15 protein-coding genes and 1 pseudogene are annotated in these 12,524 nt (G+C 60.8%); 6 read left to right on the top strand and 10 right to left on the bottom strand.

The window, feature by feature from the left end; all coding sequences use genetic code 11:
• Together KBZ33_RS15635 and KBZ33_RS15630 are read right to left on the bottom strand one after the other, a co-directional pair.
• Nucleotides 1-124 (bottom strand): annotated as a pseudogene (locus KBZ33_RS15635) (photosystem II q(b) protein); the annotation flags it as partial.
• Between the two features lie 1,366 nt (nucleotides 125-1,490).
• Nucleotides 1,491-1,676 (bottom strand): hypothetical protein, encoded by a 186-nt coding sequence (locus KBZ33_RS15630; protein ID WP_254954190.1) that lies wholly within the window; start codon nucleotides 1,674-1,676, stop codon nucleotides 1,491-1,493.
• Between the two features lie 223 nt (nucleotides 1,677-1,899).
• On the opposite strand from KBZ33_RS15630, the gene KBZ33_RS15625 reads away from it, so the two are divergent.
• Nucleotides 1,900-2,169 carry a high light inducible protein gene (locus KBZ33_RS15625; RefSeq protein ID WP_254954192.1) on the top strand — a complete coding sequence of 90 codons (270 nt, stop codon included), beginning with the start codon at nucleotides 1,900-1,902 and terminating at the stop codon, nucleotides 2,167-2,169.
• Between the two features lie 2,052 nt (nucleotides 2,170-4,221).
• On the opposite strand, the gene KBZ33_RS15615 is transcribed toward KBZ33_RS15625, so the two are convergent.
• From KBZ33_RS15615 to KBZ33_RS15605, 3 genes are all read right to left on the bottom strand, one after another.
• Nucleotides 4,222-4,488, bottom strand: a complete 267-nt coding sequence (locus KBZ33_RS15615) for a hypothetical protein (RefSeq protein WP_254954194.1) — start codon at nucleotides 4,486-4,488, stop codon at nucleotides 4,222-4,224.
• Nucleotides 4,489-4,539: 51 nt separating this feature from the next.
• The gene (locus KBZ33_RS15610; protein ID WP_254954195.1) at nucleotides 4,540-4,776 is read right to left on the bottom strand and encodes a chlorophyll a/b-binding protein; all 237 of its coding nucleotides are present in this window, start codon (nucleotides 4,774-4,776) and stop codon (nucleotides 4,540-4,542) included.
• Between the two features lie 165 nt (nucleotides 4,777-4,941).
• The gene (locus tag KBZ33_RS15605) at nucleotides 4,942-5,085 is read right to left on the bottom strand and encodes a chlorophyll a/b-binding protein (RefSeq protein WP_254954196.1); all 144 of its coding nucleotides are present in this window, start codon (nucleotides 5,083-5,085) and stop codon (nucleotides 4,942-4,944) included.
• Nucleotides 5,086-5,298: 213 nt separating this feature from the next.
• Between KBZ33_RS15605 and KBZ33_RS15600 the strand changes: the two genes are divergently transcribed.
• Together KBZ33_RS15600 and KBZ33_RS15595 are read left to right on the top strand one after the other, a co-directional pair.
• Nucleotides 5,299-5,613 (top strand): hypothetical protein, encoded by a 315-nt coding sequence (locus KBZ33_RS15600; RefSeq protein WP_315859215.1) that lies wholly within the window; start codon nucleotides 5,299-5,301, stop codon nucleotides 5,611-5,613.
• 90 nt (nucleotides 5,614-5,703) lie between these two features.
• On the top strand, nucleotides 5,704-6,252 hold the full coding sequence (locus KBZ33_RS15595; RefSeq protein ID WP_254954197.1) for a hypothetical protein: 549 nt from the start codon (nucleotides 5,704-5,706) through the stop codon (nucleotides 6,250-6,252).
• A gap of 244 nt (nucleotides 6,253-6,496) precedes the next feature.
• Here the strand turns inward: KBZ33_RS15595 and KBZ33_RS15590 are convergent, their stop codons facing one another.
• On the bottom strand, nucleotides 6,497-6,796 hold the full coding sequence (locus tag KBZ33_RS15590; RefSeq protein ID WP_254954198.1) for a hypothetical protein: 300 nt from the start codon (nucleotides 6,794-6,796) through the stop codon (nucleotides 6,497-6,499).
• A 918-nt stretch (nucleotides 6,797-7,714) separates the two neighbouring features.
• Here KBZ33_RS15590 and KBZ33_RS15585 point away from each other — a divergent pair.
• Nucleotides 7,715-7,933, top strand: a complete 219-nt coding sequence (locus KBZ33_RS15585; protein WP_254954199.1) for a hypothetical protein — start codon at nucleotides 7,715-7,717, stop codon at nucleotides 7,931-7,933.
• 235 nt (nucleotides 7,934-8,168) lie between these two features.
• On the opposite strand, the gene KBZ33_RS15580 is transcribed toward KBZ33_RS15585, so the two are convergent.
• From KBZ33_RS15580 to KBZ33_RS15565, 4 genes are all read right to left on the bottom strand, one after another.
• The gene (locus KBZ33_RS15580) at nucleotides 8,169-8,738 is read right to left on the bottom strand and encodes a hypothetical protein (protein ID WP_254954200.1); all 570 of its coding nucleotides are present in this window, start codon (nucleotides 8,736-8,738) and stop codon (nucleotides 8,169-8,171) included.
• A 238-nt stretch (nucleotides 8,739-8,976) separates the two neighbouring features.
• On the bottom strand, nucleotides 8,977-9,954 hold the full coding sequence (locus KBZ33_RS15575; RefSeq protein WP_254954201.1) for an RAD52 family DNA repair protein: 978 nt from the start codon (nucleotides 9,952-9,954) through the stop codon (nucleotides 8,977-8,979).
• Between the two features lie 106 nt (nucleotides 9,955-10,060).
• Nucleotides 10,061-10,669, bottom strand: coding sequence for a siphovirus Gp157 family protein (locus KBZ33_RS15570; protein WP_254954202.1), 609 nt, complete (start codon nucleotides 10,667-10,669; stop codon nucleotides 10,061-10,063).
• A gap of 49 nt (nucleotides 10,670-10,718) precedes the next feature.
• The gene (locus KBZ33_RS15565) at nucleotides 10,719-11,240 is read right to left on the bottom strand and encodes an SLOG family protein (protein ID WP_254954203.1); all 522 of its coding nucleotides are present in this window, start codon (nucleotides 11,238-11,240) and stop codon (nucleotides 10,719-10,721) included.
• A 592-nt stretch (nucleotides 11,241-11,832) separates the two neighbouring features.
• On the opposite strand from KBZ33_RS15565, the gene vapB reads away from it, so the two are divergent.
• Nucleotides 11,833-12,069 (top strand): type II toxin-antitoxin system VapB family antitoxin, encoded by a 237-nt coding sequence (vapB, locus tag KBZ33_RS15560; RefSeq protein WP_254954204.1) that lies wholly within the window; start codon nucleotides 11,833-11,835, stop codon nucleotides 12,067-12,069.
• Complete coding sequence (locus tag KBZ33_RS15555; RefSeq protein WP_254954205.1) at nucleotides 12,066-12,476, top strand: type II toxin-antitoxin system VapC family toxin; 411 nt, start codon at nucleotides 12,066-12,068, stop codon at nucleotides 12,474-12,476. Before vapB ends, KBZ33_RS15555 begins: the two co-directional genes overlap by 4 nt.
• The last annotated feature ends 48 nt before the right edge of the window (nucleotides 12,477-12,524 follow it).

Here is a 12,524-nt window from a genome sequence, read left to right as displayed (position 1 = left end):
GCAGGGTGGGGATCATCAGCACACCGAACCAACCGACGTACAGACGGTTGTTGGTGGAGGTGACCCACTCACAGAACTGGTTCCACACCGAAGCGCCGGAGCGCTGCTGGAGAGTGGCGGTCATGAGGACGGTTGGGAAGCTCAGAAGAGCAGGAAAGAGGTCCGGCGAACCGGCACCTGAAATGTAAGCAATCTTTCGAAGCGTTACGAGCTGGATCGCCCTTGGATCGATCAGCCCCTGAGATCATTGTCATCAGCCAAGCTTATAGGACAAGTTGTGCCAATGGTTCTGAGCGATCCTGCGGCGCTGCGCTCTTGCTGATCGCCGCACTCATTACCGCTACAGCTGAGCGTTTTTCTCTCTCATAAACCGCTGGTGAGCCCCGAACAACCGTGTGACGGGTCAGGCGTGGCGGCTGAGAAGAGCTGGTTCAGGCGCGGCGCTGATTCGTCAAGCCCCTGGCGGTGCTCGACATGCGGCTGCTAGCGGTGCGGCTGCTCAAGGAGCTGAGCCATGGATTGGGGCGGGATCAGGACCTGATTCCCGTCGTCATCCCCCACTCTTCCCAGAAGGATGACCTGCTGGTATCCCACGACCCCCGGGCTCTTGCTGCCAGCGCCGTCGGGAGTCATGTGCCCTTAGCCCTGGCATGGCGATCCACTGCAAAGCCTGGGGTTTTCGTCCGGATCTACCAGCACTGGACCGTCATTGACGGCAGCACCTCAACCATGTTCAGGACCCGAGCTTGGTATCCGCCAGCGTTGATGCGGCGATCATGGCCGTCTGGCTGTGCCTGAGACGCAGGTCCTCCCCCCCTGGCGGCTGACTGATGGTGGCGTTCTCCAACCGGATGCTCCTCCAGAAGACCCTGGCGATGGACCGCTGGGGCCGAGAGGCATGCCCTCTACTTCCAGGGGACAGCACGCTCCTGGAGAACCGAAAGCTGCATGTAACACTTCTTCATGCTACGGTGAGAAAAAGGGCAATTTCTCTTGAACGATTTCCTGGCTGCTGTCTACTTAATCTGCCTTGCGGTCATTGGCGGTGGAGCTTTTGCCTTGATGAACCAAAACCTGCGCGGCTCTACTCGGCTTTCTTCACAGGCAAGCAGCAGCTCCAGGACTAGGAGCCATCCCGAAGCCCCCGAGCCCGGCGACGAAGTTCTGTATGTCGACCTCAGCCGCGAGCGGCTGGAGGCGTTGTATCAGCAGGCTTCGTAAGGAAGTTGAAAGTCGAATGACGCACTTGCCAAGCCTAGGGTTTAAGAAACCTAAAACAGATAATATGGTCTGCACAACAATGACTGTGCAGACCTTTCGCTGTACGAACCAACATGAAGTCTGAAGCGGTCTGAATTAATTCTCAGTGCCGACGGCAGGTCAGTGATGAAGACAGTAACAAGATAGGAGCTTGTTGCCATATGGACTTCAAGTAAATCAGACCTACCAGATCAGGGCCGTCAGCGAAAGATCGACCCGGAAGGCTTGGCCTAATTCCTTGTCGAGAGCCGGCAGCCCAGCTGGATTTGGCCTTGATCGAGCAGGCGTCCGAGCCTCAGCGCAGTGGCCTCCTCTACACGGGTGAAACTGTCTTGCTGATGGGTGAGCCAAGAGAGCTCACTGGCGGTGATGACCCCGCTGGAAAGGGATTCGAGAAAGAGCTGACCGACCGTCATGGCATCAGTAACGGAATGTAACGAGTCTGGCCCATCCTTGGTCCCGGCCGTGGCTCCTGAGCTCCGAGGGCGCTGCTTTGCTGGCCAGCCGACCATGCAACGCACACGGTGGGGTCCTGCATGGTTGCGATATGGGCTCCGGGAAGGCCAGATCCGGTGCAAAAGTTACAAACTTGTACATTCCGCAACATTCTGTTACAGTTTCATCCTCGCCGAGCGCCCTATGGCCCAAGCCACCGCCACTGCCCCCAGCGCCCTTGATCGTTCCTCCATCCGCGGCGCCACGGTGACCACCGAAGACGGTGGCCGCCTCAATGCCTTCGCCATGGAGCCCCGCATGGAAGTGGTGAGTGCCGAGCGCGGCTGGGGCTTCCACGAGCGCGCCGAGAAGCTCAATGGCCGGATGGCCATGCTCGGCTTCATCGCTCTGCTGGCCACCGAATTCGCCATGGGGGGTGAGGCCTTCACCCGCGGCCTGCTGGGCATCGGCTGAATTCCCTGCTGAGTCTTTTTTCGACAACTTCCAACAGCAACCATTGCCATGAGCCTTTCTCTTTCGGTCAGCAGAGAGTTCTTTGTTGAGTCCCAATCACGGGCGATTGACAGCTGCACGGAACTTGAGGAGCTCCGCAAAGTTTCCAAAACGCTGTTAAGGGCCTGGCAAGTCCAAGCCATGTTCAGTGAACAGTACGGAGCTCAAGCGCTCGGAATCAAAAAGCCCTGACCGATAAGGCTTGAAGGAGCCATGATTCAGAGTTTGCACCCTATGGCTTCTCAGGTCTTTTAAACCCTTAGCCCTCTGGCCTGTTATGTAGAGGCCGTAGTTCTTCTGCTAATCCAGCGAGCAATGTTGAATAATCTGGCACGATGGAATCACTCGCTTTCTGTATGGGATTGATCAGGACAATCTTGTATTGAGATGTTCAGCCACCGAACTTCTTGTCAAGCAATTGCGTGACCACGTAGACGCCGATAAACATCGGCAAATAGGCGATCCACATGTTGGGAAGGTCAAGCTCCGAGTTGTTGATTAGAACCAATCCCGCATAGCTGATAAGGCTATAGATTAAAGCTCTACGCAACGGGCCATTAATACTTTTCATCAGTGATCCACCTTTGGCTCCATTTTATAGCAGCTGCGGTTGAAATGTTGACTGCCTCCTCAGGCCTGGAGTTGCCTCGACGTTCACCGTTGCAAATTTGTGCCTGTCCGGGCGCCTAGGGTGTCGCAGCTCGTCTTGATGTTCAGGTCCAGCATAGGCTGGCCTGTTCTCCATCAATTGCTTCCTCTGTCACTACCAGCAGATGGCGAATGACGAGAACTCCTCGATCCAGTAGGAGTGTTCATCGCTTGCGCTTGCAAGGTTAAGGTGATCGTCACTGGCAGCGTTTAGTGAGTTGTTCGCCGCCGGCGAGCAGATCCTGGTTCAGCTGGCCGGCGATCGCCTGGATGCCGTTCAGTGTTATGACTGTCTTGATTGGGGCCGGCGCACAAGTGTTGAGGAAAACCGGCGAACTGAATGGCCTTTCGACAGTCACTTCAGTGTCAATGACCGGGATATGGAAAGCGAGCTGTGGTCTCTGTCTCCAGTGCTGGCCACAGCCCCTTCGTCGCAGACCAAGATCGCTCTGCGTCTAGACGCTTTTGTGGCAGGCCGGGGACCAGCATCTGGCCTCTAGTTTCTACGCGAATCATTAATAGGAGCTACCTCACGTTGAAGTCAATGGTCATCAAGGCTGTTGAATCAAAAAATCGATCCAAACCAGCTTCGCCAGGATCAACGAACGAATGGTGAAGTTGGCGAAGAATGAAGACTTATGAAGCGCGAGATTTCTCTCAGTGCTTGAGCCAGTACTACAGGATCCTCTCATCGGTAGGCGCTTCAACCAACCGCCAACGTCCAATCACTACGACCCGGCGGTGAAAAGTAGCTGCAGCAACGTGAACCCCACCAGGCAGGTGGCGGCCAGCAGTGGGATGGTGTGCAGCAAAAAAATGAGAGACGACAGATCCCCTGTCTACTCGCCTGGCCTCACCCATCCACGCCGATTGGATGCTGAGTGAGGAAAGCAGCAGACACATTTGCAGATGAAGTTATGTTGCCGCAACTGTGCAGTGCCTGCCAAAGTCTCCGGGGATTCATCACCTGTAGGGCCAGCGCATAAAGCCTCCAGCATCGGCACCAGTGAGATGGTCGGGCTTAAGGCATCAAACCAATATGGTGCTTAGTGATCTTGAGTTTGGCAGCGACTACGGATGGCTCCGGGACAGGTGAACTCATTATCGCTGTTACTCCGGTAAGGCCTCCACTTCAGGTGATACGAATCAACGGGGGGTCGCACTCTACCAAAATCAAACAAAAAATATATCGGTTACAGCGCTGAACACCCCTCCTTAGGCTGCCATTTAGGTGTTAAGTTCCACTTTTCCTTGCTTGAAGGCTGGAAATGGACGACCAATTGACCGCCATTGATACGGCTGTGGTCACGGAGGTCTCTAGGGTTTGGTGAGTCAGGAGATGGACGAGGCTTCGCTTCGTTTTGGCTATTGCGATGCGTTCATGAAATCTTCTTTTGTAGCCCCTTGTCGATTGACTGCAAAGGCCACAGCACCGATGGCTACCAAACCAAAGGCGCCAGCGGCGGCCAGGAACACGAAGGTTTGCAGGGCCAGCAGGAATAGGCCCAGGGCTGACGCCGCCTTAATTTGAATCCTGGCCTTGATCAACAGGGTGAGGAGCAGTAGCACCGTGGTCTGCAGACCGGCGACCTTGGCGGCCGTGAAGGGACAGCAGGGGGAAAGAGGCAGCATCACAGCCGAGCGATGGAACCATCCTGACCAGGACGGCGACCTGTTGAGTGATCAAAGGCAGAAGGGGAGGAGCTGGGTGCGGCAGGCGGTGTAACCGTCGACCAGGGAGCCGAGTCCAATCTGGTGAGCAATTCCGAAACCCGTCAGGCCTTCGACAACGATGCCGATCACGATGCCAAGCATGGCGGCGCGGCCATTGAAGAGCTCAACGCGCTTGAGTTGCTCCATGTGGATGGAACGCTCGTCGTCGCCCTGCAGGAACGGGGCGTTGGCGGGGGTGTTGGTCATGGGTTCAGGAAGAAGGGGGGAGAAAGCTTGAGCCGTCAGACGGTCAGCGGGTTCTGGGTTCCAGGTCGCTGGGGCGGCTGAGCACGAAGGTCACCATGCCGGTGAGCAGCACCACAAGGGCGACGACGACGGTGATGGCGGGGGTGTAGTCGGTTCCCATGGCGATCAACGCAGACCGATTTGGGAAAGGATGCCTTGGCCGGTGAGCAGCTCGGTGCCGAGGCCGATCACGAAGCCGAGCATGGCAAGGCGGCCATTCCAGGTTTCAGCGAAAGCGACGAAGCCGAAACGGGGAGTGGAGTCAGTCATTGTTGTTGCGGGTTGTTTCAAGAATTGTAACAGGTTGTAACGAGGGGTGGCACTGGATGGCCCTCAGGGCGCGGGAAGGGCCGCCGTCGCCTGGTGGCGGCATGGCCGCAGCTGGAGGCCGCCGGCATCAACGTGCTGGCGATCGGCATCGGTGATGAGACTCGCCTAAGTAGTTGACACCGGGCGACCGGCTTCCCGAGCGAGCAGCTGCGGGTGGACGCCGAGCCCCAGCTGCATCGGGTGCTGGGCCTCTACGAAGGCCTGTGGCAGATCGGCGGCCCATGGCCGAACCTGTCGCCGATCCAGGGGGCGTTCATCGCCAGAGCAGGCGGCCGTGGCTTCCAGCGGCCCTTCGAGCTGGCCACGGTGCGGCTGCTCAGCAACATGAGCGAAGTGCTGGGCCACTGGCGCACCTACTCCCCTGAGGCAGACGACACACTGGTGTACAGCTACCGGGACCGCGGCATTCTCGGCTTCTCCGAAACCATGTCCAGGCCTCTCAGCTTCCTGGATCCCTTTCTGGGCTGATCGCCCGCTTCAGCAGAAGGCGACGGAGGGACAACATTGCCACTCGTTTTGGGCTGGTGGGAGGCCAAGGCTGGTTCTGGGTAGGGTTCTGTGGTATTCGAGCAGCTCCCTTTCGTGTGGAAAGTATCGGTCACCGGGCGGTTGTGGATCATCTCCACGCATGTGGTGATCTCCCTGACTTGGGCCGTGACGGCCGGCCTATTGGTGTTGATTCAGTTCGGCCAGGCCGAGCGGGCCTTCCCCACGCAGGTGGTAGTCGCTGAACTGAGCAAGTTCTTGGACGACGTTGTGATCATTCCTTGTGCTTCGCTGAGTCTCCTGAGCGGTCTTGTGCTTTGTGCCATCACACCGTGGGGGTATTTCAAGCACTGGTGGGTGGTGATCAAGGGCCTGCTCACGGTGTCGTTGATCTTTTTTGGCACAGTGGCCTTGGGTCCCTGGCTCGATAGCAATGCGGCTTTGGTCGCAGGGCTCAACTTGCCTGAGATACCTGCGGATTCGATCTACTGGACAACCTGGTTCCAGGGGCTGGTGGGGGGTGGCGTTCAGGTGCTGCTGCAGTTGGCCGTTGTGTTCATTTCTTTTCTCAAGCCCTGGGGGCGCACCCCCTGGAAACGTCCCATAAACGCTCAGAGCTGAACAGCGAAATGCCTGGAAATTATTCAACCGAATCTTTTTGTGTCTTGATGAACGGAATTGTCCTGACCTGCCGCTGATGCTGGCAGAGATTCAATAATTCCGCCGCTCGATTTCGCTATAAACGCACAGAAATTTTGGCAAAACTGTCTGCTCGCGCTCAAAAAAACTGAGGTTTAAATACCAAAGGTAGATTTATCGGATGTATCGGAATAAATCAAAAGATCTAATTCCAAAATGTTCTCGATCAGTAATCATCACCGTATTTGACGTCAGCGCTTGCATCCATCAATTCCACCGTCGTTTTATAGCCGTTAGCGACTGTCAATTCATGCTGAGCTGCAATGTCTTGAAGGGCTTCAAAGTCATATTTTGGAGCAGTGATCCAACTGAATCCCTTGCCAAAAGTGTTGTCTGGGTTCACTACATACCAGTGACAAGCGGTGTCGGGAACCGACACAGAGCACTTGGTCCAATCGTTGTCCCATTGAGGAACCTGGACAAACATGACCGCCGCAAAGAGAAAGCCGAAGAGTGCCCTGAGCATACAAGCTTATCAAATCTTTACAATCCTACCGTGAACCGGTCCTGCTGCCGCTCAATCATTCGGGTGGCGGCTGGTCCTTCTCAAAAATCCGCTCCAGGGATCTGCGGAAACCCTTTGCGCTCAGGGGCTTAGCGAGGCCACGTGTCCTCAGAGTGCTGCTGATCCACCAGACCTGCAGGCCACCAAAAGCAATGGCGAGCAGGCCTAATTGGATGTATCCCCAGTTCAGGTGCTCCATCACAACGGAATTTACTCCTCACAAAGCCCGCGCGGACGGAGCGATGCCCTGTTCGGGGGTGGGGAGTGGTGTGGAAACGTGAAGCCGCTCCTTTGCCGAGGGAGTGGGGCCCACAGTGCGGCCACGGGACGTCAGGATCCTTCGGTTTCATGTCCATGAAGGCGCCACTGACCGAGCGAGAGCAAGAGCGGCTTGAAGCCCTTCGCTGATCCCGCATCCTCGACACACCACCCGAGCGGGCCATCGAATGCGTCCCTACAGCGAGGCTGTCAAGGCTGATGTCCGCCGGCGGATGAGCCCGCCTCAGCGCCATCCGTTACTACAGAAGCCATAGCAGGTACGCAAGTAGCAATAGTTCACAGCTAGGCCCGTAGTAAGGCACACAAATCCCTGCGTCATCTGAGCAGCTGACAACCCTCGGTTAGCGCAGCCCGAGTTGCTGCAGCTAACCATCTGCGGCGTGATGGAGCACCCACTGTTATCAGAACTCGCTCGAAAGGAGGCAGAAAGTGCCATACGGGCGAATGAATAAGGGTGTTAAGTGTTCGAAACTTGTTGTCTAGAACTATCGCGTAGCTCCAATTCATTCGCAGGCTGAGAGCGATGAAAGGACCCAGTTCCTTTCATCGCTGTACGATCAATTATCGCTCATGCCCCCGGCAGCAGCTTCCACCCACGCCATGTCCCCTGAGGTGGTTATCAACGGCAGAACGCTGCCACTGGCAAGGCCCAGCGATGTCGCCGTGGCTCAGCGCGTGGCGGCGCACATGCAACGCCGCATTGCCGAAGACGACTGGCGCCCTTACCGGAGCAGGCAGGATGCGGTGCGGGCGTGGGCACGACTTGGCGGGATCCGCCTCCAGGTCATGGAGGCGCTGAACCTGCTGAACGAGGCCTGATCCTCAGCGTTGTCTGGGGGCCTCAGTGGGTCTCTGCCCAGCTGGTCATCAGCTGGACTGCTGCCACCAGCAGGCAGTCCACCTGTCGGAATTCCACCCGGGCCCTGGGCGATCACCTACGGCAGGCCCTCCAACCTGGCGCTTTTCAGCTGGCGGTAGGCAGCCAACACCACAGGACGCGGGGCCCAGGCGGACGCATCACGGTGGGCAGCGGCTGAAGCAGGGCGCCGGCGAGCTAGACCATTAACGCCTTGGCAAACGCCGCCGCTGCCCCCTGGCCCGAGGCCCATGGGTAGCTGCGCAGGTGCACCTCGAGCGAATGCCCCATGCTCAGCGCCACACTTCCAGCGTCCACCCCCAGTTGGTGGCCCCGCAGGCTGTAGCCATGGCGGAATGAGTACGGCACCGCGCGTTCTCCTCTTTCCGCCATGCGCTCGCGCAGTTCCACACAGCCCTGCTGGCGCTTGAGGTAGGTGACGATCGCATCAGACGCTCCTGGCCCGTTGCCCAGGGGCGGCAGCTCGATCGCGCCGCCGCGCCAGCGCTCCAGCAGGCGCCAGTCCTGCCTTCGCCCGTCCCAGTCGGTCAGCGGCAGCGGATGCACCCAGCGCGGGGTCGTCATCCCGCCGCCGCTGCGCTTGCGGTAGGTGCACCACCACAGCGGCTGGCCACTGCCCGGATCGCTGCGCACGCCCAGGTGTTGCAGCTCGATCGGCCGCAGGCCCAGCTCCGCCAGCAGCCGCAGCGCATCAGCCCAGCGGCGCCCAGGTTGATCTTCGGGCAGAGAATCCAGTAGCTGCAGCACCTGCAGATCGCTGAAGGGATCACCCTTGCGGTGGCCGGCAGCAGTCTCAGCTGCCGGGACACCGATGTGCGGCCGCAGATCGAGCGGTGGACGCCAGCTTTCGGGGAATTTTTCGCGCTCGACGCAATGCCGCAGGAACTGCGCCAGCGACTGCGCCCGGATCTGTCGGGCCCGGCTCCCAGGCGCCCAGCCCCGCAGGCAGGCATCCAGCAGCGAAGCTGAATCGGCAGGCCTGCTGTCAGCTCGTCAAGCCTGAGTGCTGCACCAGAAATGCCTCGATCCAATCGTGGTGACGCTTCTGCACGATTCGATCGGCGATCGTTGCGGCCCCTTCCGGGATGGAGAAGCGCTTGCGGAAGCCCTGGGTGAGGGCCTCCAGCAGTGGGCGAGGCAGCTGCCGGATGGTGCCGTGCAGCTGGCGGATCGTGTCCGCATCAAGGTGAAGCAGCCCCGGATCCTGCTGGGATGCAGGAGCTGCATCCTGAGCCGGGTGCTCTGCTGCTGTCGCTGACCTTTCCTGGCGCTGCGGCGCTGGCTCTGCCTGACGGGGGTGGGCCGTTGGGTGTTCTGGTGCCGCTGAGCTGGTTACCTCCCGCTGGCGCTTGTCGTACAACGCAAGCCCAAACGGATTGCCAAAGGTCATCAAGGCCCTCTTCATGGCGTCGGTCTCTGCCTCCTTGAGGGCGGACTCGTGGGCCTGGCCGAGGTCCATATCGATGCCATGGCCGGCGCCGCTCCCTTCCCGCACCAGAGCGGGCAGCCCACCGGCGGTGACGGTGACGCGCACGCGGGCGGTGTAGGTGACACCCCAGCCGGGCTTCTGGTCCCTGCCGATCGGGCGTTCGGCCTGGGCGACGCAGCGCATGGCGATGGTCTGGCGCTGCCAGCCGTCAAAGCCAAAGATGCGGTTGGCCTCCGCGATGACTTGCCAGCCTTCGAGGTAGGCCACCTTCCCGCGGCCCTGCTCCCGCTGGCGGACGTTGGCCCGATTGAGGGGGGCGGCCAGGGCAGCGAGCTGCTCAGGGGAGAAGCCGCTGGGCTGGGCCTGGTTGGCCTGCACTGTCGTGACGGATTCGATGGCTGCTGCTGGAGGACCCTCCACTCGATCAGCGGTGCGGATCAACTCCAGGGCCGATGGCGGCCTTTGGCTGGATCGAGGAGCTGCGGCGCGGCTGATGGTGCTGGCCCCGTTGGAGGAAGGAGCGGCGACGGTCATTGCGATGAGAAGCGATGGAGCGAGGTGAGCTGCGGAAGGGATTGGGTCAAGGAGGGGGCCCCGGCTACACCACCGAAACCCCATTTGTGAGGGGCCTCTGCCCCCCCTAGTGGATGCGCCAGGAGCGGCGGGAGATCAGCTGGACGCCGGTGATCTCTCTGCCTGCTTTGAGGGCTTCCTTGATGGCGGCCTTGTCCGGCTTGCTGGTGGTGGTGAAGCTCAGCCACTGGGGATCGAGGGCGTCCTCGTCGTCGATTTCGACGGCCTGGGACTTGCGGGAGGTGAGCTCGTGATTCGGGAAGGAGAAGCGGTTGGCTTTGGGTTGGAGACGGGTGAGGACCAGGACCAGGGAGTCCTCCAGGGCACTAGCCCGCCCTGCATCGGAGCGGGCCAGATCGGTGAGGCGTTTGGCCTGCTGCTGGCGGTAGGCCGCCTGGCCGCGGAGGTGCTCGATCACCCAACAGGTGGCATCGGCCTTGGCGGCAAGGGCCTGCTTGTTGCCCTCCTCGGCCAGCAGGGCAGCCTCGAGCTCGCCGAGGGCCTGGGCGCGGGTGTCGTCGTCGGCCTCCAGCTGCTCGGCGAGCTGGCCGATGGCGGTGGTGAGCTCCTGGGCCTCAATGCCCAGCTGCCAGAGGGAGCCGGTGCGCTGCAGGGTGCAGGACGGCCCGGCAGCCTGGGGGAGGGAAGGAGCGGCGGGGACGGTGAGAACAGACATGGGGACGTGGAGCGGAGGGGAACGAGAAGAACGGGACGGCGATTGCCGCTCAGGCGGCGAGGGGTTCGGGCGAGAACGGCGGCGGCACTTCCATCACCACCACCGGCACCGGCGAACGGGAGGAGCAGCGGCGGGCCTGCTGCACCAGAGAGGCCGTGCCTGCCCCACCGGGAAAGGCGATCACCAGCACAGAGGCGCTGAAGGCCGGGGAGGTGTGGGCCTGGGCCTCAAGAAGGGCCTGCTCGAGCAGAAGGCGATTGCGGATGGGGCCGGCACTGCGGCCATAGCGGCGCCAATCAGCGGCGAGGGACTGGACACGCCAGCCGAGCTGATGGGCGGCGCGGCCGATGGCGCGATCAGCGCCACGGGCCCCGCCATGAAGCAGCAGATGGACAGGCCGGCCACTGCTGCGCTGGAGCAGGGCGCAGGCGATGCGCTCCTGGGGCCAGACGAGATCACGGCCACCGGCGGCGACGATGACGACCGAGCGATGAACTCCAACCGGCGGCGGCAGGAGACCAGGAAGAGACAAAGCAGCGGCCTGGGCCACTGCAGCAGAGGAAAAACTCATGGGCTACAGAGCAAACGAACGGGGCAAGTTGTCCGAGAATTTCATTGCCGCAGGCGATGGGCTCGTGGCCTTTGGCGCGACTCTTATTCTAGCAGTACAAACACACTAATGAGCGAGCAGGGCGGCCGCGGGGCAAGCGATCTGCCCGAAACGCACCCACCCACGATGAGCTAGGCAGCTTGATAACCAATGCAGCCAAATTCAGCACAAAAAAGCCACCGCCCGCGCAGCCGCGCGAGGGAATCTTGGGCCTCCCCCCAGCACCCCGACGGCTGGCAGCCGCCCGGCCACCGCAGCCGCGGGAGAGCGGCCCTGCCAGCCACCCCAACACCGGCCCCGGAGCGGAGGGCGGCGGCGGCTGGCCGATGCACGCCACGGCGCAGCCGTGGCACGCTGAAGGGCGGCCGTTGCCGACCGGAGCCCTGCGGCGTCTGCTCAACCCTCCGGCACAACCTTGAACACAGTGAAGCCTTATTCAAGGTTCAGCCCGCTTCCTTGCATAAGGCCTTCGCTGATCCTGGGCCGGTGACTCAGCTGCCGCGCCCGAACACGATCACGCCTCGTAAGATGTACTTGTACATCCCGGCTGGCCATGACGACGACACGGCTCTTCCGCAACGGCAACTCCCAGGCCGTGCGCATCCCGGCCGAGCTCGCCTACGAGCGCAGCGATCTGGAGCTGGAGATCGAGCGCTGCGGCGATGAGCTGCGTATCCGACCGGCCGGCCGACCCATCACCGGTGCACTGGAGTCGCTGGCCGCCTTCTCGCCCTCGTTTCTGGCGGAGGGGCGCGAGCAGGACGAGCAGCAGGAGCGGGAGTCGCTGTGAGCCTCAGGCCCCGCTACCTGCTCGACACCAACATCTGCATCTACCTGATGAAGAACCAGCCCCCACGGGTGGCGGAGCGCTTCTCCGCTTGCAGGGTCGGAGAAGTGCTCATCTCAGCGATCACCGCTGCAGAGCTGGAGTACGGGGTGGTGGCCTCCGGCGCTGATGCTGATCGCAACAGCGCCGCCTTGGCACGCTTTCTGCTCGAGGTCCCCGTGGCGCCCTTCGATGGGGCGGCAGCCCGCGTCTACGGCCCCGTCCGAATGGCGAGTCGGGAGCGGCGCCGTGATGCCCTCGAGAAATTGATCGCAGCGCACGCCCTGGCGCTTGACGTCACCCTGGTGACCAACAACCCCCGTGACTTCGCCTCCTACCCGGGCCTAAGGATCGAGAACTGGGTGGACTGATCTCAGGGCTTGTAGAACCAGGGCAACATCCAGGAACGCCACCAGCAG

This window comes from Cyanobium sp. Cruz-8D1, assembly GCF_024345975.1.
Classification (GTDB): Bacteria; Cyanobacteriota; Cyanobacteriia; order PCC-6307; family Cyanobiaceae; genus Cyanobium.
The sequence above is the reverse complement of the archived record's forward strand: the minus strand, read 5'-3'. Positions and strand labels throughout refer to the sequence as shown.

Coding starts and splice junctions, on each gene's coding strand:
- KBZ33_RS15615 (WP_254954194.1), bottom strand. CDS start 4,488: ATGCTGCCTCTTTCCCCCTGCTGTCCCTTCACGGCCGCCAAGGTCGCC.
- KBZ33_RS15585 (WP_254954199.1), top strand. CDS start 7,715: ATGTCCCCTGAGGTGGTTATCAACGGCAGAACGCTGCCACTGGCAAGG.
- KBZ33_RS15590 (WP_254954198.1), bottom strand. CDS start 6,796: ATGCTCAGGGCACTCTTCGGCTTTCTCTTTGCGGCGGTCATGTTTGTC.
- KBZ33_RS15565 (WP_254954203.1), bottom strand. CDS start 11,240: ATGAGTTTTTCCTCTGCTGCAGTGGCCCAGGCCGCTGCTTTGTCTCTT.
- KBZ33_RS15570 (WP_254954202.1), bottom strand. CDS start 10,669: ATGTCTGTTCTCACCGTCCCCGCCGCTCCTTCCCTCCCCCAGGCTGCC.
- KBZ33_RS15605 (WP_254954196.1), bottom strand. CDS start 5,085: ATGACTGACTCCACTCCCCGTTTCGGCTTCGTCGCTTTCGCTGAAACC.
- KBZ33_RS15625 (WP_254954192.1), top strand. CDS start 1,900: ATGGCCCAAGCCACCGCCACTGCCCCCAGCGCCCTTGATCGTTCCTCC.
- KBZ33_RS15610 (WP_254954195.1), bottom strand. CDS start 4,776: ATGACCAACACCCCCGCCAACGCCCCGTTCCTGCAGGGCGACGACGAG.
- KBZ33_RS15575 (WP_254954201.1), bottom strand. CDS start 9,954: ATGACCGTCGCCGCTCCTTCCTCCAACGGGGCCAGCACCATCAGCCGC.
- vapB (WP_254954204.1), top strand. CDS start 11,833: ATGACGACGACACGGCTCTTCCGCAACGGCAACTCCCAGGCCGTGCGC.
- KBZ33_RS15630 (WP_254954190.1), bottom strand. CDS start 1,676: ATGACGGTCGGTCAGCTCTTTCTCGAATCCCTTTCCAGCGGGGTCATC.